This is a genomic window from Arthrobacter sp. zg-Y179, assembly GCF_020907345.1.
Classification (GTDB): domain Bacteria; phylum Actinomycetota; class Actinomycetes; order Actinomycetales; family Micrococcaceae; genus Arthrobacter_B; species Arthrobacter_B jinronghuae.
Map to the genome: position 1 here is coordinate 171,602 of NZ_JAJJOB010000008.1, position 18,781 is coordinate 190,382.

17 protein-coding genes and 1 riboswitch are annotated in these 18,781 nt (G+C 66.5%); of the genes, 6 read left to right on the plus strand and 11 right to left on the minus strand.

Translation table 11 applies throughout. The features are described 5' to 3' along the window. Nucleotides 1-207 precede the first annotated feature (207 nt). Nucleotides 208-1,260, plus strand: a complete 1,053-nt coding sequence (locus LOC56_RS09410; protein ID WP_229952010.1) for a YeeE/YedE family protein — start codon at nucleotides 208-210, stop codon at nucleotides 1,258-1,260. A gap of 33 nt (nucleotides 1,261-1,293) precedes the next feature. Further along, a complete protein-coding gene (locus LOC56_RS09415) occupies nucleotides 1,294-1,521 on the plus strand; it encodes a sulfurtransferase TusA family protein (protein ID WP_229952011.1) in 228 nt (75 codons plus the stop codon). Here the strand turns inward: LOC56_RS09415 and ligD are convergent. Both ligD and LOC56_RS09425 read right to left on the minus strand, forming a co-directional pair. Continuing rightward, nucleotides 1,518-2,540, minus strand: a complete 1,023-nt coding sequence (gene ligD / locus LOC56_RS09420; RefSeq protein WP_229952012.1) for a non-homologous end-joining DNA ligase — start codon at nucleotides 2,538-2,540, stop codon at nucleotides 1,518-1,520. The genes LOC56_RS09415 and ligD overlap by 4 nt on opposite strands. Nucleotides 2,541-2,586: 46 nt before the next feature. Beyond that, nucleotides 2,587-3,807: an MFS transporter gene (locus LOC56_RS09425; RefSeq protein WP_229952013.1), complete on the minus strand. Its 1,221-nt coding sequence runs from the start codon at nucleotides 3,805-3,807 to the stop codon at nucleotides 2,587-2,589. Nucleotides 3,808-4,350: 543 nt separating this feature from the next. Then, nucleotides 4,351-4,497, plus strand: a riboswitch (cyclic di-AMP (ydaO/yuaA leader). A 3-nt stretch (nucleotides 4,498-4,500) separates the two neighbouring features. Between LOC56_RS09425 and LOC56_RS09430 the strand changes: the two genes are divergently transcribed. After that, on the plus strand, nucleotides 4,501-5,358 hold the full coding sequence (locus tag LOC56_RS09430) for a LysM peptidoglycan-binding domain-containing protein (RefSeq protein WP_229952014.1): 858 nt from the start codon (nucleotides 4,501-4,503) through the stop codon (nucleotides 5,356-5,358). A gap of 87 nt (nucleotides 5,359-5,445) precedes the next feature. Here LOC56_RS09430 and LOC56_RS09435 read toward each other — a convergent pair whose 3' ends face one another. The 7 genes from LOC56_RS09435 to LOC56_RS16190 are packed head-to-tail and all read right to left on the minus strand — an operon-like array spanning nucleotide 5,446 to nucleotide 13,346. Next, a complete protein-coding gene (locus LOC56_RS09435) occupies nucleotides 5,446-6,120 on the minus strand; it encodes a response regulator (RefSeq protein WP_229952015.1) in 675 nt (224 codons plus the stop codon). After that, complete coding sequence (locus LOC56_RS09440; protein WP_229952016.1) at nucleotides 6,117-8,651, minus strand: ATP-binding protein; 2,535 nt, start codon at nucleotides 8,649-8,651, stop codon at nucleotides 6,117-6,119. The genes LOC56_RS09435 and LOC56_RS09440 overlap by 4 nt, the downstream gene beginning before the upstream one ends. A 3-nt stretch (nucleotides 8,652-8,654) precedes the next feature. Continuing rightward, nucleotides 8,655-9,263 carry a potassium-transporting ATPase subunit KdpC gene (gene kdpC / locus LOC56_RS09445; RefSeq protein WP_229952017.1) on the minus strand — a complete coding sequence of 203 codons (609 nt, stop codon included), beginning with the start codon at nucleotides 9,261-9,263 and terminating at the stop codon, nucleotides 8,655-8,657. A gap of 54 nt (nucleotides 9,264-9,317) precedes the next feature. Then, nucleotides 9,318-11,468: a potassium-transporting ATPase subunit KdpB gene (kdpB, locus tag LOC56_RS09450; protein ID WP_229952018.1), complete on the minus strand. Its 2,151-nt coding sequence runs from the start codon at nucleotides 11,466-11,468 to the stop codon at nucleotides 9,318-9,320. Nucleotides 11,469-11,470: 2 nt separating this feature from the next. Continuing rightward, nucleotides 11,471-13,132 (minus strand): potassium-transporting ATPase subunit KdpA, encoded by a 1,662-nt coding sequence (gene kdpA, locus LOC56_RS09455; protein WP_229952019.1) that lies wholly within the window; start codon nucleotides 13,130-13,132, stop codon nucleotides 11,471-11,473. Further along, entirely contained in the window at nucleotides 13,132-13,221 is a 90-nt protein-coding gene (locus tag LOC56_RS16400; RefSeq protein ID WP_227921892.1) for a potassium-transporting ATPase subunit F, read from the minus strand. Before LOC56_RS16400 ends, kdpA begins: the two co-directional genes overlap by 1 nt. Further along, nucleotides 13,218-13,346, minus strand: coding sequence for a hypothetical protein (locus tag LOC56_RS16190; protein WP_269437964.1), 129 nt, complete (start codon nucleotides 13,344-13,346; stop codon nucleotides 13,218-13,220). The genes LOC56_RS16400 and LOC56_RS16190 overlap by 4 nt, the downstream gene beginning before the upstream one ends. Nucleotides 13,347-13,547: 201 nt before the next feature. Here LOC56_RS16190 and LOC56_RS09460 point away from each other — a divergent pair, with 201 nt between their 5' ends. Beyond that, nucleotides 13,548-14,261, plus strand: coding sequence for a TetR/AcrR family transcriptional regulator (locus tag LOC56_RS09460; RefSeq protein ID WP_229952020.1), 714 nt, complete (start codon nucleotides 13,548-13,550; stop codon nucleotides 14,259-14,261). After that, nucleotides 14,245-14,994: an SDR family NAD(P)-dependent oxidoreductase gene (locus LOC56_RS09465; RefSeq protein ID WP_229952021.1), complete on the plus strand. Its 750-nt coding sequence runs from the start codon at nucleotides 14,245-14,247 to the stop codon at nucleotides 14,992-14,994. The genes LOC56_RS09460 and LOC56_RS09465 overlap by 17 nt, the downstream gene beginning before the upstream one ends. On the opposite strand, the gene LOC56_RS09470 is transcribed toward LOC56_RS09465, so the two are convergent. Then, nucleotides 14,991-16,331, minus strand: coding sequence for an alpha-amylase family glycosyl hydrolase (locus LOC56_RS09470; protein ID WP_229952022.1), 1,341 nt, complete (start codon nucleotides 16,329-16,331; stop codon nucleotides 14,991-14,993). The two genes, LOC56_RS09465 and LOC56_RS09470, sit on opposite strands and share 4 nt — an antisense overlap. A 132-nt stretch (nucleotides 16,332-16,463) precedes the next feature. Between LOC56_RS09470 and LOC56_RS09475 the strand changes: the two genes are divergently transcribed. After that, nucleotides 16,464-16,715, plus strand: coding sequence for a hypothetical protein (locus LOC56_RS09475; protein ID WP_229952023.1), 252 nt, complete (start codon nucleotides 16,464-16,466; stop codon nucleotides 16,713-16,715). A 2-nt stretch (nucleotides 16,716-16,717) separates the two neighbouring features. Here LOC56_RS09475 and LOC56_RS09480 read toward each other — a convergent pair whose 3' ends face one another. Then, nucleotides 16,718-18,769, minus strand: a complete 2,052-nt coding sequence (locus LOC56_RS09480) for a transglycosylase domain-containing protein (RefSeq protein ID WP_229952024.1) — start codon at nucleotides 18,767-18,769, stop codon at nucleotides 16,718-16,720. Nucleotides 18,770-18,781: the final 12 nt, after the last annotated feature.

Sequence of the window (18,781 nt, forward strand, 5' to 3'; positions counted from 1 at the left end):
CCCCGGCCACGGACGGGAAGGCTGCAGCCGGGCGGCACGGTGAAGTGGTGCACTCCGGTGCCGCCTTTGTCCACCTAAGCCGTCATGGCGCTTAATCCGCGGACATGCGGGGCCATATTCCTTGGCGGCCCGAAAGCACCCGGACTAGCGTTGCTCAACTGCGGCACGTTGCCGCGGCATCTTCCCTTTTTCCTAGGAGCAGTTTCAATGCTTATTTCAGGCCTGCTGGTCGGGTTGGCACTCGGATTCGTTATGCAGCGGGGCCGCTTCTGCGTCACCGGTGCCTTCCGGGACGTCTGGGTCACACGCAATACCCGCTGGCTCACCGCGTTCCTGGTGGTTGTTGCCGTGCAGAGCGTCGGCGTGTTCGCCTTGGACGCCGCGGGCGTCATCACCCTGCAGGCCGAGGCGTTCCCCTGGCTGGCGACGATCGTGGGCGGCTTCATCTTTGGCTTTGCCATCGTGCTGGCCGGCGGCTGCGCCACGGGGACCTACTACCGCGCCGGCGAGGGCCTGGTCGGCAGCTGGCTGGCGCTCATTTCCTACGCACTGTTCGCCGCAATCATGAAAACCGGACCCCTGGCCGGCTTCAACACCGCCATGCGCTCCGTGACCGTGGAGCAGAGCAATTTCTACTCGGTCCTGGGCATCTCCCCGTGGCTGTTCGTGGCGGTGCTTGTGGCTGCGGTGGCCCTGGCCGTCCGGCACCACCTGGCCAAGCCGAAGTTCGCCATGGCCGCCCTGCCCGCGTCGAAAACCGGACTGGCGCACCTCTTGTTCGAAAAGCCGTGGAATGCCTTTGCCACCGCTGTCGTCATCGGGCTCATTGCCACTGCAGCCTGGCCGTTGAGCTGGGCTACCGGCCGGGAGGACGGCCTGGGCATCACCACACCCTCCTCCAAGCTGGTCACCTACCTGGTCACCGGCGATGCCGAACTCGTGGACTGGGGCGTGTACCTGGTCATCGGCATCCTGCTCGGCTCCTTCATTGCAGCCAAGGGCAGCGGCGAATTCCGGGTCCGGGTCCCCGACGCCGCCACGGCAGTGAAGAGCCTCGGCGGCGGTGCCCTGATGGGTATCGGCGCGGCCCTGGCCGGCGGCTGCACCATCGGCAACGCGATGGTGCAGACGGCCCAGTTCACCTTCCAGGGCTGGACCGCGCTGATCTTCATGATCCTCGGCACCGGCGTGGCTGCGAAACTCACCATCATGAACCGCCGCCCGGCGCCTGCCTCCGCACGCGTTCCCGTCGGCGTCTAAATCCCCACCAAAAGCTAGAAAAGGAAACACACCATGGCACAGGTCACCCTGGAAACCAACGGATCCGTCTGCCCCTTCCCCCTCGTGGAGGCCAAGCAGGCTATGACAACGCTGACGAGCGGCGACGAACTCGTTATCCACTTCGACTGCACCCAGGCCACGGACGCCATTCCGCGCTGGGCTGCCGAGAGCGGCTACCCGGTCACGGATTTCTCCAAGCGCGGTCCTGCGGAGTGGTCCATCACGGTGCAGAAGGCCTAGTCCTTCCGACGGGCACGGCTGGGCTGGACCCGCGGCGGCTCCCCCGGCATCTTCGGATAGTCCGGCGGGAAAGGCAGCTCGCCGAGCCCGTCGGCCAGGTCCCGTTCCCACCAGTCCAGCAGGACGTCGATGGACCCGGGCCGGGCTGACATTTCCGCCCAGGGATCCCCGACAGTGCGCAGCCGCTCCGGAACGGTCTGCATCGTGAAGTCCCCCGGATGCACCCGTTCCAGCTCATCCCAGGTGATCGGACAGGAGACGGGCGCGTCCGGGAGGGCACGGGGGCTGTAGGCGCCCGCCATGGTGCGGTCGCGGTTGGCCTGGTTGAAGTCCACGAACACGCGTTCGCCGCGCTCCTCCTTCCACCAGGCAGTGGTCACCTTGTCCGGCATCCGGCGCTCCACCTCCCGGGCCGCGGCAATCACCGCATGCCGGACGTCCAGGAACTCACGCTCCGGCCGGATCGGGGCGAACAAGTGGATGCCCCGGTTGCCCGAGGTCTTAATGAAGGCATCCAGCCCGGCCTCGGCGAGGATGGTCCGCAGTTCCTGGGCCGGACGCACGGCGTCGTCGAAATCCGTGCCCGGCTGGGGATCCAGGTCGATCCGCAGCTGGTCCGGATTGTCGGTATTTTCCGCCCGTGACGGCCAGGGATGGAACACCACCGTGTTCATCTGGGCCGCCCACACCGCAGCGGCCGGCTCATCCAGCACCACCTGCGGGTGTGAACGGGCACTCGGGTATTTCACGGTGACGGCGCGCATCCAGTCCGGCATTCCACGCGGAGGATTCTTGGAAAAGAACACCTCCCCGCCGATGCCCTCCGGAAAGCGCTCCAGCGAGACGGGCCGGCCGCCGTTGGCCCGGATGAACGCCTCGCCCACCTCCGCGAGATAACGGGCCAGATCCAGTTTCGTGATTCCGGGATTCGGCCAGAGGACCCGCCCCGGACTGGAGATGCGGACCTGCCGCTCCCCCTCCGGGCCGGGAACGGTCAAGGTGGTTTCCTCGCGTGCCATGGCTCTGCTTTCCCTCATCGGACAGTGTGGGAAAGAGGTTACCGCGTCAGGCGGCAGGCTTCTCCAGCACCGGTTCCATCGGAGCGCCGGGCCGGTAGTTCCTCCGCCCGTGGACAAAGTGGTACAGCACCGTGGAGGCCAGCAGGACGGCGGCCAGCACCCAGTACATGCCGTGGAATCCCATCAGCGGCAGGAGCATCCCCAGCAGCAGCGGGCCAAGGCCCACCCCGGCATCCATCAGGATAAAGAATGTGGATGTCGCCAGGCCGATTCGAGCCGGCGGCGCCGTCGTCACGGCAATCGCCTGGGCACACGGCATCAGCGCACCGAAGCCGAACCCCACAAACACGCCGGCCAGGGCCATCACCGTGTCATTGGGGGCGTAGGCGAGCAGCGCCAGGCCGACGGCGAAGGACACGAGGGTGGGATACACCACGGCGTTGTCGCCGTGCCGGTCCTGGATGCGCCCCACAAACAGCCGCGATACCAGCACCACGCACGCATAGACCACAAAGAAGAGGCTGGCGCCGAGCACCAGGCCTTCTGTCTGGGCATAGGAGTTCAGGAAGGAGAGGATGCCGGCGTAAGCGGCGCCGGCAATGAACATCACCGACGCAATGGCCAGGGCCGACGGATCGATGATGTCCGTCAGGTGCATCCGCCACTTGTTCTCCTGTTCCTCGGCCGTCGGCGTACGTTCAGGCAGGGACAGCACCAGGGACAAGACCAGTGCGACGGCGGCGCATCCGGCAGCAAACAGGAACAATGCGCGGTAACTGACCGACTCCGCCAGGAACACGGCCAGGAACGGGCCCACTGCAGTGGCCAGCGTGGTGGAGATACCGAAGTAGCCGGTGCCCTCACCCCGCCGGTGGACCGGAATCAGTCCCATAACGGAGGCGGAAATACTCGTGCTGGCCGCTCCGAATGCCATGCCGTGCAGGATCCGGACGGTCAGGAGCAGTGCCAGGCTGGACGCGGGGATGTACAGCAGCGACGCGACAACGAACACCGCAAGGCTCACTACCAGCAGCCTCCGCCGCCCGACGAAGTCCAGGAACTTGCCGGCGAACACCCGTGCCGCCAACGCGCCGAGGACGAAGGATCCGGAAGCGAATCCGGCGGCGCTGTCGGATGCGGAGAACTCCTGCACCGTATAGAGCGCCATGGTGGTCATCAACAGATAAAACACCAGTGAGATAAAGAGATTGGTGATGATCGCCAGCACAAATCCCCTGGTCCATAATTTAGAACCGCTGCCAGCCACTGCATTCTCCTGTTTGCTCGGAACAAGCGACCCATATTGAAAGGCCGCCTAACAACCTTACGCGCCGTCGCCGCCGGTCGGGAAATCAAAGCCGCCGTCCCACTGCTGAATTGAAGGAAATTTCAGTGATCCCGACCACTTTTACCCTCGTAGTGGGGCAGTCGTGACGCACGGGAAAACATCAGTCACTCCTGTATCGGAGGGTCGAAGTCTTCGGCGGCAAGTCGCACCGGGCTGGACGTCGTTTCCGGCGCCGTGATACAGCTGTTACTAGTGGGATCACACGCGTAACACCTGCCACGACGCCTGGGAACTGCCCGCCACCCGGCATGAGGCACGACGCTGTTAATATTGATACTGAAGCAGGCCATAGTGGCCGCTGAGGCCGATTTCGGCTAGCATACCGCGGCCCCGATCACACGCCCGAGAGAAGCAGATCACATAATGGTTATCCAACCGTAACTATCTTGTACGGTTATACCCATGCCGCTTTCTGATGCGGCTCCCCCGGGCTTGTTACCTAGCTCTGCCGCTGGTCCCGGGGTCCACAGAACGCACAACCACGGCAGAGGCGGGGGAACCAATTATGGGTTCCTTGAATCCTTGGGGTTAAGTCTCCGGTTTCACCGGCGGCCGGGTGTCTCCCATCCGAATCCGACAGCTCACCTCGCAGGTATCGGGAGAGGTTATTACATGACTTTCAACAAGACTCGTGGACGCCACCGCGCCGAGAACACCGTCGCAGCAGGCCGTGCACGGACCATCGGCAGCACCGCAGCCGTCGTCGTTGCCGGCTCCGGCATCATGCTCGGCATGGCCGCACCGGCCTCCGCCGGTGTTGTCGCCAACGACAACTACACCCCGTCGCAGGCCGTTGCACCGGCCGCTCCGGTAGCTGCCGCTCCGGTGGAAGCTGCACCGGTAGCTGCCCCCGCAGCTGCTGCCGCCACCCACACCGTTGTATCCGGTGACACCCTGGGCCAGATCTCCGCCGCTTACGGCGTTGGCCTGGACTCCGTCCTGGCGCTGAACGGCCTGTCCCTGGCATCCGTCATCTACCCCGGCGACGTCATCACCGTTGCCGGCGAAGCTGCTCCGGCTGCCGCACCCGCTGCGTTCTACGCCGCACCGGCAGCCGCAGTAGCTGCACCGGTTGAGCCCGCCAATACCGGCGTGGTCACCACCCAGTCCACCAACATCACGCCGGCTGCGGCAACCCCCGCAGCCAGCGGCACCAATGCCATCATGCTGGCTTCGGCACAGTCGCAGCTGGGCGCAGCCCAGGACTGCACCGTTCTGGTTGAGGTTGCCCTGCGCGCCGCAGGCCACAACGTGGGAGACCTCGGTCCCGCACAGCTGGCCGCCTACGGCACCCAGGTCTCCACCCCGGAGCCCGGTGACATGGTCTACTACGCCGACGGCGGCATGGGCCTGGCCCACATTGCCATCTACGTCGGCAACGGCGAGGCCATCCACAGCGGCTGGAACGGCAACCAGACCGTAGTCCAGTCCGTCAACGTCGGCTCCGGCCCCGTGTTCTACCGCGCGTAAGGCTTCCCAGCCACACAGCGCCAAAATGAGCGTCCGTCCCGTAAGGGCCGGACGCTCATTGCGTTAAGCGGTCAGCCCCCGGACGCATCAGGGCACAAACCGGTAGCCCATGCCGTGTTCGGTGAGCAGATGCTGCGGAGCAGCAGGGTCACGCTCCAGTTTCCGCCTCAGCTGTCCGATGTACAGCCGCAGATAGCCCGAATCCGTGGTGCCCGGTCCCCAGACATTGGTCAGCAGGGCCTGCTGGGTGACCAGCATCCCCGGATGGGCGAGCAGCTCGGACAGGAACCGCCACTCGGTGGGCGTCAGGCGGATGTCCGAGCCGTCGTCGAGCCGGGCGATGCGCCGCGCGGCGAGGTCCACCCGCACCGTTCCGAACGTGATTTCGCTGGGACCGGCAGCCGCGGGCGATCGGCGGGAAAGCGCCCGGATCCGGGCCAGCAGCTCCTCGGTGGAGAAGGGTTTGGTGACGTAGTCATCCGCCCCCAGGTCCAGCGCCCGGACCTTGTCCGCCGGGTCGAGCCGGCCCGAGACCACCAGGATGGGCACCGCACTCCAGCCGCGGACGGCTTCGATGACATCCATGCCGCTCAGCCCCGGCATGCCCAGGTCCAGCACCAACAGGTCCGGATGGGTGTCCACGGCCTTCCGGATTGCGGCGCTGCCGCTTTCCGCCGTCACTACCTCATAGCCGTAGGCGCTCAGGGTGATCCGCAGTGCCCGGAGGATCTGCACGTCATCGTCGGCGATCAGGATCTTCATCCGGCCACCGCCGGGGAGTGTTGACCACCCGCGGGGACGCGGTGCCTGGCGGCCGGCAGCGAGAGGACCATGGTCAGTCCGCCGCCGGGGGTGTCTTCGGTTTCCAGTGTTCCGCCCATTCCTTCCGTAAATCCCTTGGCCAGGGCCAGGCCCAGGCCGAGCCCGGTCGAGTTATCGATATCCCCCAGCCGCTGGAAGGGTACAAAGATCTCACCGCGCCGCTGCTCCGGAACGCCCGGTCCCGAGTCTATGACGCGGATTTCCACCCGGCCGGCAAACTCGCTGACGGACAGCACGCATTTGATTCCGTCCGGACTGAAGCGCACCGCGTTGGCCAGCAGGTTGACCAGCACCCGCTGCAACAGCACAGGATCCGCCAGGACCACGCGCGGAACCGTGGGGATTTCCAGTTCCACGTCCGCCGGGCCCAGTTCCAGCTCCTCGAGCGCGGGCACCACCGCATCCACGACATTCAGCGGCTCCAGGCTCACGCCGACGACGCCGGCCTGCAGCCTGCTCACGTCCAGCAGGCTGGTGACCAGTCCGGAAAGGGAGGCCAGCGATTCCTCGGCGGTGGCGAGAAGTTCGCTGCGGTCCTGCTCGGACCAGGTGACATCCGTGGCCCGCAGCCCGGTGACGGCGGCGGTCGCGGCGGTCAGCGGACGGCGCAGGTCGTGCCCGACGGCGGCCAGCAGCGCCGTGCGGACCTTGTCCGCCGCGGCCAGGGAGCCCAGTCCCCTGGCGGTTTCGGTCAATTCCCGGTGCTCCAGCGCCGCTTCCATCTGCGCGGTGATGACCGCCAGCAGGCGCCGGTCAGACGCCGCCAGTTCACGCCCCCACAGGTCCAGGAAGCACCGCTCCCCGACCGGCAGTCGGGTTAGGGCCGGGTCGTCGGGCGAGACGGAGGCCGGCCAGTCGCCGTCGGCATACAGGTCTTCGCCCTCTGACCGAATACGTGCGGCGCTGACATTGAAGGCCTCGCGGGTCCGGCTCACCAGGGCACCCAGTGCGTCCTCCCCGCGCAGCACGCTGCCGGCGACGGACGCCAGCAGCTCGGATTCCGACGCCGAACGCCGGGCGGTGCGGGCGCGCCGGGCGGCGGCGTCCACCACGTAACTGACGAGCATCGCGTTAACGACGTAGAGTCCCAGCGCAAGCATGTGCGACGGCGTGGCCACGGTAACTGTGTAGAGCGGCTGGATGAAGAAGAAATCCAGGGTCAGGCCCGAGAGCAGGGCGGCGAACAGCGCCGGCCAGATGCCGCCGACCAGGGCCACCAGGATGACCAGCAGCTGGTAGCTGAGCACGTCGCCGGTGATCGTTTCGGAACTTCGGGCCGTGACCAGCCCGGCCGTAAGAAGCGGGCCGCCCAGCAGGGCGAACGCGAAGCCGAGCAGGCGCCGGCGCATCGAGAGGGCACTGCCGAAATGCGGGAGCACCAGGGTCCGGGCGGCGGCCGAATGCGAGACCATGTGCACGTCAATGTCGCCGGACTCACGGATGACCGTGGCGCCGATTCCCGGCCCGGACAGCAGGGCGGCGATCCGGGGGCGCCGGCTGACGCCCACCACCAGCTGGGTGGCATTGACGCTGCGGGCAAAGTCCACCAGCGCACGCGGAACGTCGTTGCCCACCACCTGGTGGAAGCTGCCGCCGAGCTTTTCCACCAGGAGCCGCTGTGCTGCCAGCTCTGCAGGTTCCGGCCCGCGCAGTCCGTCGGCTCCGGAGACGTGGACGGCCAGCAGCTTGCCGCCGGCGGACCGGGCGGCAATCCGTGCCCCGCGGCGCAGCAGGGTGCGCCCTTCGGGGCCGCCGGTGAGCGCCACCACCACCCGCTCCCGTGCCTCCCATTTACTGCTGATGCCGTGCTCTTCACGGTAGCGGTTCAGTGCCGAATCCACCTCGTCGGCCAGCCACAGCAGCGCCAGTTCGCGCAGCGCCGTCAGGTTTCCGAGGCGGAAGTAGTTGGACAGGGCCGCGTCGACCCGTTCGGCGGGATAAATGACGCCGTCGGCCAGGCGGCCGCGCAGCGACTGCGGCGTGAGGTCCACCAGCTCCACCTGTTCGGCTCCGCGCAGGACGGCGTCCGGCACGGTTTCGGCCTGCAGGGTGCCGGTGATCTGCTCGATCACGTCGTTCAGGGAATCGATGTGCTGGATGTTCACGGTGGACAGGACATTGATCCCGGCGTCGAGCAGGGCCTGCACGTCCTGCCACCGCTTTTCGTGCTTCAGTCCTGGCACGTTGGTATGGGCCAGCTCATCGACCAGCGCGTATTCAGGCGCCCGGGCCAGGACTGCAGGCAGGTCCATCTCCTGCAGTTCCAGCCCGCGGTGGTGCAGGACGGCGCGCCGGACGGTCTCCAGGCCTTCGGCCGCGGCGGCCGTCCCGGCACGCCCGTGCGTTTCCACCAGCGCGATGACGACTTCGGATCCTTCATCCCGGAGGCGGCGCCCCTCTTCGAGCATGGCGTAGGTTTTGCCTACGCCGGGTGCCGCCCCCAGAAAAACCCTCAGTTGTCCTCGCGTCATGGACTAAGTGTCCAGCTCCGCCAGCGAAATGTTCAAAAGCAACACGTTGACGGTACTGCTCCCGAGAACTCCGGCGAACGGTGCCTGCGTGGCGTCGTCCACCAGGGCCTGCACCTGCTCCGGGTCCAGTCCGCGTTCGGCGGCCACCCGGTCTACCTGCAGCCGGGCGTATTCCGGGCTGATGTGCGGATCCAGCCCGGACCCCGATGTCGTGACGGCATCGGCGGGGACATCTTCCGGAGCCACGCCTTCCAGCTCTGCCACGGCGGCCCGGCGTTCCGTTACGGCGGCGGCCAGGTCCTCGTTCAGCGGGCCGAGGTTGGAACCGCTGGAGGCACCGCCGTCATACCCGTCCCCCGCTGCGGAGGGCCGGGACTGGAACCACTCGGGCAGGGCCGCGCCGTCGGCGTCCGTGAACGACTGGCCAATCAGCTCGGATCCCACTTCAGTGCCGCCGCTGCTGACCATCGAGCCGTTGGCCCGGCCGTGCAGAGCCGCCTGGCCGATCCCGGCCACTGCCAGCGGATATCCAACGCCGAGCAGGAGCGTGAGCACCGCCAGGGCGCGGAGGGAGACGCCAAGCTGGCGCATGCTGCTGCGGACGGGGTTCATTTCCTGCTCCTAGTAAAGGGAATGCTGCGGATGCTGCGGATGATGGTTGCCATGTCAGAACCCCGGGACCAGGCTGATCAGCAGGTCAATGAGCTTGATGCCGATGAACGGCGCAATCACGCCGCCCACCCCGTAGATCAGCAGGTTGCGGCTGAGGATCGAGGAGGATCCGGCAGCCCGGTACTTCACGCCGCGCAGCGCCAGCGGAATCAGTGCCACGATGATCACCGCGTTGAAGATCACCGCGGAGAGGATGGCCGAGGCCGGAGAGTGGAGCTGCATCAGGTTCAGCGCGGCAAGGCCGGGGAAAATCCCCACGAACATCGCCGGGATGATGGCGAAATACTTGGCAATGTCGTTGGCGATCGAGAAGGTGGTCAGGGCGCCGCGGGTAATAAGCAGCTGTTTGCCGATCCCGACAATGTCAATCAGCTTGGTGGGATCCGAGTCCAGGTCCACCATGTTGCCGGCTTCCTTGGCCGCGGACGTGCCCGTGTTCATGGCCACGCCGACGTCGGCCTGGGCCAGTGCCGGGGCGTCGTTGGTGCCGTCGCCCGTCATGGCCACCAGATGCCCGCCCGCTTGTTCGCGGCGGATCAGGGCCATCTTGTCCTCGGGGGTGGCTTCGGCCAGGAAGTCGTCCACGCCTGCCTCGGCCGCAATGGCCTTGGCGGTGTACGGGTTGTCGCCGGTGATCATCACGGTCCGGATGCCCATGGCCCGCAGCTGCGTGAAGCGTTCCTTCAGGCCGTCCTTGACCACGTCCTTCAGGTGGATCACACCGAGCACCCGGGTGCCGCCGTCGGCGTCCCGCACCGCCACCAGCAGCGGAGTGCCGCCGCCGGTGGAGATCTTCTTGACCTGGTCCTCGACGGCCATCAGGACGTCGACCTCGATGCCGCCGGATTCGGCCGTCCAGTCCAGGATGGCGGCGGAGGCTCCCTTGCGGATCTTCGCCCCGTCGGGGAAGTCCATGCCGCTCATCCGCGTCTGGGCAGTGAAGGGAACACTGGTGGAGCCGGCCGGCGGTTCCGGGCGGCAGCCCTTCGCGGCGGCCAGGTCCACGACGGACTTGCCCTCCGGAGTGGGATCACCGAAGGAGGACAACACGGCGGCGTCGATCAGGTCGGTGCTGTCGGTGCCGTTGATCGGGATGAACCCGGCGGCCTGGCGGTTGCCGTACGTGATGGTGCCGGTCTTGTCGAGCAGCAGCGTGGTGACGTCGCCGGCAGCCTCCACTGCGCGGCCGGACATGGCCAGGACATTGCGCTGGACCAGGCGGTCCATGCCGGCAATGCCGATGGCCGAAAGCAGGGCGCCGATGGTGGTGGGGATCAGGCAGACCAGCAGGGCCACCAGGACGGGGATGCTGACCGTGGCGGACGAGTAGCTTGCCAGCGGGTTAAGCGTCAGCACCACCACGAGGAAGATGAGCGACAGCGTGGCCAGGAGGATGTTCAGGGCAATCTCGTTGGGCGTCTTCTGCCGTGCGGCGCCTTCGACCAGCCGGATCATCCGGTCTACGAAGGTTTCCCCGGGTTTGCTGGTGATCCGGACAATAATCCGGTCGGACAGGACCCGGGTACCGCCGGTAACCGCCGAGCGGTCGCCGCCGGATTCGCGGACCACCGGAGCGGATTCACCGGTGATTGCCGACTCGTCCACGGACGCGATGCCGTCGATGATGTCGCCGTCGCCGGGGATGATCTGCCCGGCCTCGACCACCACTACGTCGTCCAGCCCAAGATCGGCCGAAGGAACCTCCGAGATGGTTGCCCCGAGGGCGGCCGGATCGCGGCCGGAGTCGTAACCCTCCACCCGGTACGCGGTGGTGGTGGCCCGGCTGTTGCGCAGGCTGGCTGCCTGCGCCTTGCCGCGGCCCTCGGCCACGGCTTCAGCCAGGTTGGCAAAGATGACGGTGGCCCAGAGCCAGCCGGCGATCAGCCAGGAGAAAGCACCGGGGACGGGGGTGCCGCCGGAGTCCTGCGGGCCGCCGAGGAAGGGCTCGGCAACGGCGATCGCGGTGATCAGTACGGCACCCACTTCGACGATAAACATCACCGGGGTGCGGACCATCAGCCGCGGGTCCAGTTTCCGGAAGGCTCCGGGCAGGGCGGCGGCCAGCGAGCCCGCAGAGATACCGCGGGCGGCGGGAGCCCCTTCCGAAGCCGCAACGGATTCCAGGGGTTTGGTAAGTGTGGACATGGTTATTGCAGTCCTTCCGCCAGGGGACCCAGCGCGAGTACGGGAAAGAAGGTCAGGGCAGTCACGATCACGGTGACGCCGCACAGCAGGGTCACGGACTGCGGACGATGGGTGGGTAGGGTGCCGGCCGAAGCGGGGACCTTGCCCTGTTCGGCGAAGGCGCCGGCCAGGGCGACCACGAAGACCATCGGCAGGAAGCGGCCCACAAGCATGGCCACGCCGAGTGCCGTGTTCAGCCACGGGGTGTTGGCCGTGAGTCCGGCGAACGCGGAGCCGTTGTTATTGGCTGCTGAAGTGAAGGCGTACAGGACCTCGCTGAAGCCGTGGAGTCCGGTGTTCAGGATGGAGGTGCCCTCGATGTCGGCCCGGATGCCGGGAACCGCGAAGCTCAGCGCCGTCCCCACCAGGACCAGGGTGGGCATGGTGAGGATGTAGAGGCTGGCGAGCTTGATTTCCCTCGGGCCGATTTTCTTGCCGAGGTACTCAGGTGTGCGTCCCACCAGGAGCCCGGCAACAAAAGCGGTGATGATCGCCAGGATCAGCATGCCGTAGAACCCGGACCCGACGCCGCCCGGCGCCACTTCCCCGAGCATCATGTTCAGCATCGCCATCATGCCGCCCAGCGGACTGAAGCTGTCATGCATGGCGTTCACCGCACCGGTGGACGTCAGCGTGCTGGTGGAACCAAAGAGCGTCGACGCGGCGATCCCGAACCGCTGTTCCTTGCCTTCCATGGAACCGGCTGCGCCGTCCGCGGCACCGAATTCGAAAGCGGTCATGGCGACCAGGGAAACCGTGAAGATGGAGGCCATGGCCGCCAGGATGGCGTAACCCTGCCTGCGGTCCCCCACCATGGTGCCGAACGTGCGGGGCAGGCTGAACGGGATGACGAGCATCAGGAAGATTTCCACCATGTTGGTCCACCCGCTGGGGTTTTCAAACGGGTGCGCGGAGTTGGCATTGAAGAACCCGCCGCCGTTGGTGCCCAGCAGCTTAATGGCTTCCTGTGAGGCCACCGGTCCGCCGGGGACCGTGGAGGTTCCGCCGAGGAGGTTGGTGACGGAGGTGAAGCCGTTGAAGTTCTGGATCACGCCGCCGAGGATCAGCACAATGGCGCCCAGGAAAGCGGCGGGCAGCAGCAGCCGCAGCACGCTGCGGGTCATGTCCACCCAGAAATTGCCGATGGTGGACGCGTTGCGGCTGGCCAGGCCGCGGATCAGTGCCACGGCCACGGCCAGGCCCACAGCTGCGGACAGGAAGTTCTGCACCGCCAGGCCGGCCATCTGCACCGCGTAGCCCATGGTGACCTCGGGCGAGTAGGACTGCCAGTTGGTGTTGGCAACGAAGGAAGCCGCCGTGTTGAAGGACAGGGCCTCGGGCACCGCCGGAAGGCCGAGCGAGCCCGGCAGCAGGTGCTGGACGCGCTGCAGCAGGTAAAGCAGGAGCATGCTGGCCCCGGAGAAAACCAGGACTGACCGCAGGTAGCTCTGCCAGGCCTGGCCGGAGGAACCGTCCACTCCGACCAGCCGGTAGAAGCCGCGCTCCGCACGGAGGTGTTTTTCGGAGGAGTAGAGCCGGGCCATGTAGTCACCGAGCGGCCGGTAGACCGCCGCGAGCAGGACCACCAGGCTGAGTACCTGTGCGGCCGTTACCCAGCCGCCCATCAGAACCGCTCCGGTCGAACAAGAGCCACCAGGAGATAGCCGACGGCGGCCACCCCGAGGCAGAGTGCAAGGACGTTGAAAACGATCACAGCTTTTCCACCGCCCCGGCCATCAGGACAAACGCAGCGAAAAGCCCTACGAAGCCCACTACAAATAAAACATCAAGCACGGGAATTGCCCCCAGCCGTTCAGCGTGCCGCCGCTTTGGCAGCACGGGCACACCTTGTGCCGCATTCGATTAGATGCCCTGGCCGGCGGGTAAGGGGCCATCCTCACGTTTTCCTCACGCCGGCACTCCAAACCCTTACGGAATGCCCATGCAACGTCGTCTTTGCGACTCCGGGATGCCCGGGCGGGACGAGTCCGGGCCGGTGCCGTATACACTGTAAACTGACGACCAGCGAAGGAAATGCCCGTGTCCCGGAACCTCCCCCTCAGCCCTGCCGCGATAGCTGCGGCCGCAGTCCGGATAGCGGACGCAGACGGCCTGGATGCCGTTTCCATGCGCAGGGTTGCGGCAGAGTTCGGGGTTTCGGCGATGGCACTTTACCGCCATGTGGCCGACCGCAGCGCACTGCTGCTCCTGATGGCCGAGGCCGCCACCAGGGACTACGCGCTCCTGCCTGCCCGGAACCTTTCGTGGCAGGAAACCCTGGTGCATCTGGCCGATGCCCAGTGGCGGGCCTTCTCCGCACACCCGTGGCTGCTGCGCGTTGTGCTGACTCCGCGCCGGCTCGTGAACATGGCCACCCCGGCCGAGGTGGAGGTGGTGCTCTCCCGGCTGGTCTCGGCCGGCCTAAGCGAGGACGAGGGCTTCGACTGCCTGCTGGGCATTTCCGCAGCCGTGATCGGCACTGCGTCCATCACGGCCGCGGCCCACTTCGGTGCACCGGGGAAGGCAGACGATCCCGGGCCCGACGGCCACCTCCGCTGGGCGCCGGACGCCGTCGCGCAGCACCCGCAGGCGGCTCGGTTCCAGGCCCGGGGCATCAGCTATCCTGGCTCGCGCCGGTCCCTGGACTTCTTCGTCGCAAGCTTTATTGCCGGCGTCGAACAGGACCTCAACAAAGCTCCGGGCGGCCCTACCCGCCCGGTTTCATGGAAGGAAGAAAATGAAACTCAGCAATAAGACCGCCATCATCACCGGCGGGGCCGGCGGAATCGGCCAGGGCATTGTCCGGCGGTTCCTCGCCGAAGGCGCCAAAGTCGCAGTGGTGGATATCGACCAGGCCCAGGGCGACAAGCTGCTGGCCGATCTTGAGGGCAAGGGCGAGGTCATTTTCATCGCCAAGGACATTGCCAAGGCCGAGAACGCCGCGGCCATCGTGGCGGAAACGGTGGAGCGCTTCGGCGGCCTGGACATCCTGGTCAACAACGCCCACGCCTCCAAGCAGGCCCCGATCATGGAAACCACACCGGAGATCTGGGACCTGTCCTTCAATACGGGCACCATGGCAACCTTCCACCTGATGCGTGCCGCGTACCCGGAACTGAAGAAGACGCGGGGCAGCATCATCAACTTCGGCTCCGGCGCCGGCATCAAGGGCCTGCCGAACCAGGTGGCCTACGCCGCGGCAAAGGAAGCCATCCGCGCGATTTCCCGCACCGCCGCCAATGAATGGGCCGCGGACGGCATCCGCGTCAACGTGGTTTCCCCGGTCGCGCTGACCCCCGGCATCGTCCAGTGGAGCAAGGCTTTCCCGGAGGCTTACCAGGAAGTCGTCGACGGCGTCCCCCTGGGCCGCCTGGGCGATCCCGAAACGGACATTGCCCCCATCGTGGTGTTCCTCGCCAGCGAGGATTCGCAGTACCTGACCGGCCAGACCCTCATGGCCGACGGCGGCACCATCAAGCTGTACTAGCCGCCGGCCGGCGCCAGGATTGCCCAGCCTTTCGCCGGCAGGGCCAGCCGACCGCCCGGAACGTCCAGCCCGCCCGCGCCGGCGAGGACGTCCCGGGCAGCGTCGGGCACCTGCACGGTGACCGATGTGTCCTCGAGGTTCATGGCCACGAACAGCGAGTGGCCGGCGTCGAACACCTCGTAGACCAGCTGCTCGTTGGCCAGCGAATGCACCCGCGTGCGGGCGGCATGCACCCAGTGGTGCCGGCGGCGCAGGCCGATCAGTTCCTGGTGCAGGTGGTACAGCGGCTGCCCCACGGCCGAGAGCTCCGCGGGGGAAGCCGGGAAGGACGGACGGATGTCGTCGTCCCCTCCGGCACGGTCCTCCTTCTCGCCCCGGTAGCCCTGTTCGTCGCCGTAGTACACGGTCGGAGTGCCCGGCAGGGTGAACAGCAGCACCAGTGCGTGGGCGAGCCGGCCCGACGGCGCCAGGCGGCTGGCGATGCGGGTGACGTCATGGTTGCCGACAAAGGTCAGCGGCACGAAGGTGTCCAGGAAGGTGTTGTGCCGCTCCAGCGCGGCGGACAGTTCGTAGAAGTTCGCTTCCGCCAGCGAGCTCCAGACGGCCTTCCACAGTTCGTACTGGGTCACCGAATCCAGGTGCCCGGCGCGTACCTCCGCCGGGTAGTCCCCGTGGATGTACTCCCCCACGAAGTAGGCGTCGGGGAACTCCGTGCGGACCTCATCCAGCACCGATGCCCAGAACGACGACGGCACGGCGTAAGCGGCGTCCAGCCGCCAGCCGTCGGTACCTCGGCGCAGCCAGTGCTTCATCACGTCGGCCACGAAGTCCGCCACCGCGGGTTCGGCATGGTTCAGGGCCACCAGGTGGTGATGGCCCTCGAAGTCCTGATACCCGGGCTCCGTGCCCGGCGTCCAGCCGTCCGGCCAGGTGAAGCTGAACCAGTCCGCCGTCGTCGCCCCCGGGCCCTGCTCGAGTGCCTGGCGGAAGGGCGCGAAGGAACGGCCGGTGTGGTTGAAGACGCCGTCAAGGAGCACCCTGATCCCGCGTGCGTGCGCCTGGGCCACCAGTTCGTCGAAGTCGGCATCGTCGCCGAGCCGGGAATCGATCCGGTAATAGTCGGTGGTGTCGTAGCCGTGGGTTTCGGAGGCAAACACCGGTCCGAGGGCAAGCCCGGAGGCCCCCATTTCCACGAGGTAATCAAGCCACGGAACCAGCTGCGTAAGCCCGTGCCGCACCGGGGCCTGCTCCGGGAGCGCAGCCTTTTCCGCTCCGGCAAAGCCCAGCGGATAGACCTGCCACCACACCACGTGCTCCACCCAGTCCGGCGTCGTCATGCGTTTAGTTCCCTTCGCGTGGTGGAGAGTAATGCCTCTTACAGTCTGCCATCAGCACGCTTACCTTCGGGAATTTCCTCCCGGCCGGCGGCGCTTAAAGCAGGAGAACCAACCCGAAAAGAGAAGGACACCATGGCCTCAACAGCCGATTCCAAGCCCCAGCTTTCCACCCAGCAGCGCGTTATTGACTATGTCCGCCGCTACGGCAGGGTCCAGCCGCAGGACATCGCGGAGGAGTTTGACCTGGGCGGGGTTGAGACCCTCAATGTGCTGACCACCCTCGAAGAGATGGGTGCGCTCCGTCTGGTCTCCGGCGGAGACGGCGTAGCCGCTGTCCCCACCGGCCAGTCCCTGTGCGATCCCTACACCGGCACCTGCATCTAGCCCTAGAGCATGCTTTCCGGAACGGAGGGGAAGTCCTTCGCTTCGTAGAGCTTGGCGACGGCGCTCATGTAGTCGGTCCACTGGGCACCGGCAATGGCGGAGCCGTCCACGTAGGACCGGGTAACCCCGTTGATTTGCTGGTTGTTCAGGGAGGAGTAGGAGTTCCAGTTCCCCACCCAGGATGCCGTGGCAATGCCGGTGGTGTAGCCGACGGTCCAGGTCTGCTCGGACATGTCGGTGGTGCCGGTCTTGGCTGCGGCCGGGACACCGATCGGGTGGATGCTGCCCGGTTTCCCCTCAACCAGTTTCTGCAGCGGCTGCGTCACGGCAGCGGCCACGTCCGCACTGATGGCGCGGGTGCATTCGCCTGACTCGACGTCGTAGGCGTTGCCGGAACCGTCGGTCACCTCGGTGAGGGCGGTGGGCTTGCAGTACTCGCCGCCGCTGGCGAAGGTGGCGTAGGCCGAAGCGATGGTCAGCGGGGAGACTTCCTGTCCGCCGAGGACGAAGGAGGGGCTGGTGACTTCCAGGGGCTCCCCGTCCACTGCGCGGTGGACACCCATGCTGGTGGCGGTATCCCGGATGTCGCACAGGTCGAGCTGGGCTGCCTGCGCCACGGTGGCGGTGTTGACGGACTGCCGCAGGCCTTCCGCGACGGTCATCTCCTTCTCAAAGCCCTCGGAGGCGTTCTTGAACTTCCATTCGTCGAACTCCGCATTCGGGCCGAGGCAGCTGGCCTTCCAGTCGAAGCCTGCCGGGTAGGACGTGCGCGTGGCGTCGATGGTGTCGTTGAGTCCGTGGCCGGCCGCCAGCCAGGCGGCGGTGGTGAAGGGCTTCATGGTGGAGCCGGGCTGGAAACCGTAGGGGGTGCCGCCCATGTCCGCATCCACATTGAAGTTGAGCTGGGTCTTACCCTTGCCAAGCTCCGGGGTGTACTCGGTGTTCTGGGCCATGGCAAGGATCTTGCCCGTGCCCGGTTCCACGGAGACTATGGCCGAGCCGGCCCCGGAGGGATCCCCCACGGGAACCTGGGCTTCGATCTGCTTCTGTGCCTGCGACTGCAGCCTCGAGTCCAGGGTGGTCCTGATGGTCAGCCCGCCGCGTGCCAGGAGCTTGGCGCGCTCTTCGACGTCGGCGCCGAAGGCGTCCGACTGCAGGATGGTCTGTTCCACATAGCTGCAGAAGTACTGGGCCATCTCGGCTCCCGTGCATCCGGAGGTCACCGTCTGCGGGTTCAGGTCCAGTCCGCCTGCCACTGCCTCGTCATACTCGGTCTGGCTGATCTTGCCGTTCTTCAGCATGGCCGCCAGCACGGTGTCCCGGCGTGCCTGCGTTCCTTCGGGATTCGTGAACGGGTTGTAATGGCTGGGCGACTGCACCATGCCGGCCAGCATGGCCGACTGTGCCGGATTGAGCTCCGAGGCGGAGATGCCGAAGTAGCTCTGGGCCGCAGCCTCCACACCGTAGGTCTGTCCCCCGAAGAGCACGATATTGAGGTAGCCCTCCAGGATCTCTTCCTTCGAGTACTCCTTTTCCACGGCCACGGCGAGCTTGGCTTCCCGCAGCTTGTCCCCCATGTCCTTGGTACCGCTGAGCGTGAGGTCGCTGCCGCCCTTGCCGGACGCGACGTCACGGCTGATAAGGACGTTGTTTACGTACTGCATGGTCAGGGTCGAGGCGCCCTGGGTATTCGAACCGGAGGCGTTGGAGGCCACGGCACGGGCAATCCCCATGAAGTCAATGCCGTTGTGCTCGTAGAAGCGCGCGTCCTCGATGGAGACGATGGCGTCCTGCATGCTCTGCGACATCTCGTCCAGCTCCACCGGAACCCGGTTCTGGGCATAGAAGGTGGCCAGCAGCACGCCGTCGGCACTGTAGATCTTTGACCCCTCATCCAGGGGGCCGGTTTCCAGCTCGTCGGGCAGCTGGTCCAGCACTCCGACGGCCATGTCCGTTCCCGTGGCTGCTACTGCCGCCATGGGAATCAGGGTGCTGGCGGCCAGTACGCCGGCCAGCAGGCTTACGAGGAGGAACGCGACTAACCGTCCGGGCACGGAAAGTCTCTC

Coding starts and splice junctions, on each gene's coding strand:
- LOC56_RS09430 (WP_229952014.1), top strand. CDS start 4,501: ATGACTTTCAACAAGACTCGTGGACGCCACCGCGCCGAGAACACCGTC.
- kdpC (WP_229952017.1), bottom strand. CDS start 9,263: ATGAACCCCGTCCGCAGCAGCATGCGCCAGCTTGGCGTCTCCCTCCGC.
- LOC56_RS09410 (WP_229952010.1), top strand. CDS start 208: ATGCTTATTTCAGGCCTGCTGGTCGGGTTGGCACTCGGATTCGTTATG.
- LOC56_RS09470 (WP_229952022.1), bottom strand. CDS start 16,331: ATGACGACGCCGGACTGGGTGGAGCACGTGGTGTGGTGGCAGGTCTAT.
- kdpB (WP_229952018.1), bottom strand. CDS start 11,468: ATGTCCACACTTACCAAACCCCTGGAATCCGTTGCGGCTTCGGAAGGG.
- LOC56_RS09415 (WP_229952011.1), top strand. CDS start 1,294: ATGGCACAGGTCACCCTGGAAACCAACGGATCCGTCTGCCCCTTCCCC.
- LOC56_RS09465 (WP_229952021.1), top strand. CDS start 14,245: ATGAAACTCAGCAATAAGACCGCCATCATCACCGGCGGGGCCGGCGGA.
- LOC56_RS09435 (WP_229952015.1), bottom strand. CDS start 6,120: ATGAAGATCCTGATCGCCGACGATGACGTGCAGATCCTCCGGGCACTG.
- LOC56_RS09475 (WP_229952023.1), top strand. CDS start 16,464: ATGGCCTCAACAGCCGATTCCAAGCCCCAGCTTTCCACCCAGCAGCGC.
- ligD (WP_229952012.1), bottom strand. CDS start 2,540: ATGGCACGCGAGGAAACCACCTTGACCGTTCCCGGCCCGGAGGGGGAG.
- LOC56_RS09440 (WP_229952016.1), bottom strand. CDS start 8,651: ATGACGCGAGGACAACTGAGGGTTTTTCTGGGGGCGGCACCCGGCGTA.
- kdpA (WP_229952019.1), bottom strand. CDS start 13,132: ATGGGCGGCTGGGTAACGGCCGCACAGGTACTCAGCCTGGTGGTCCTG.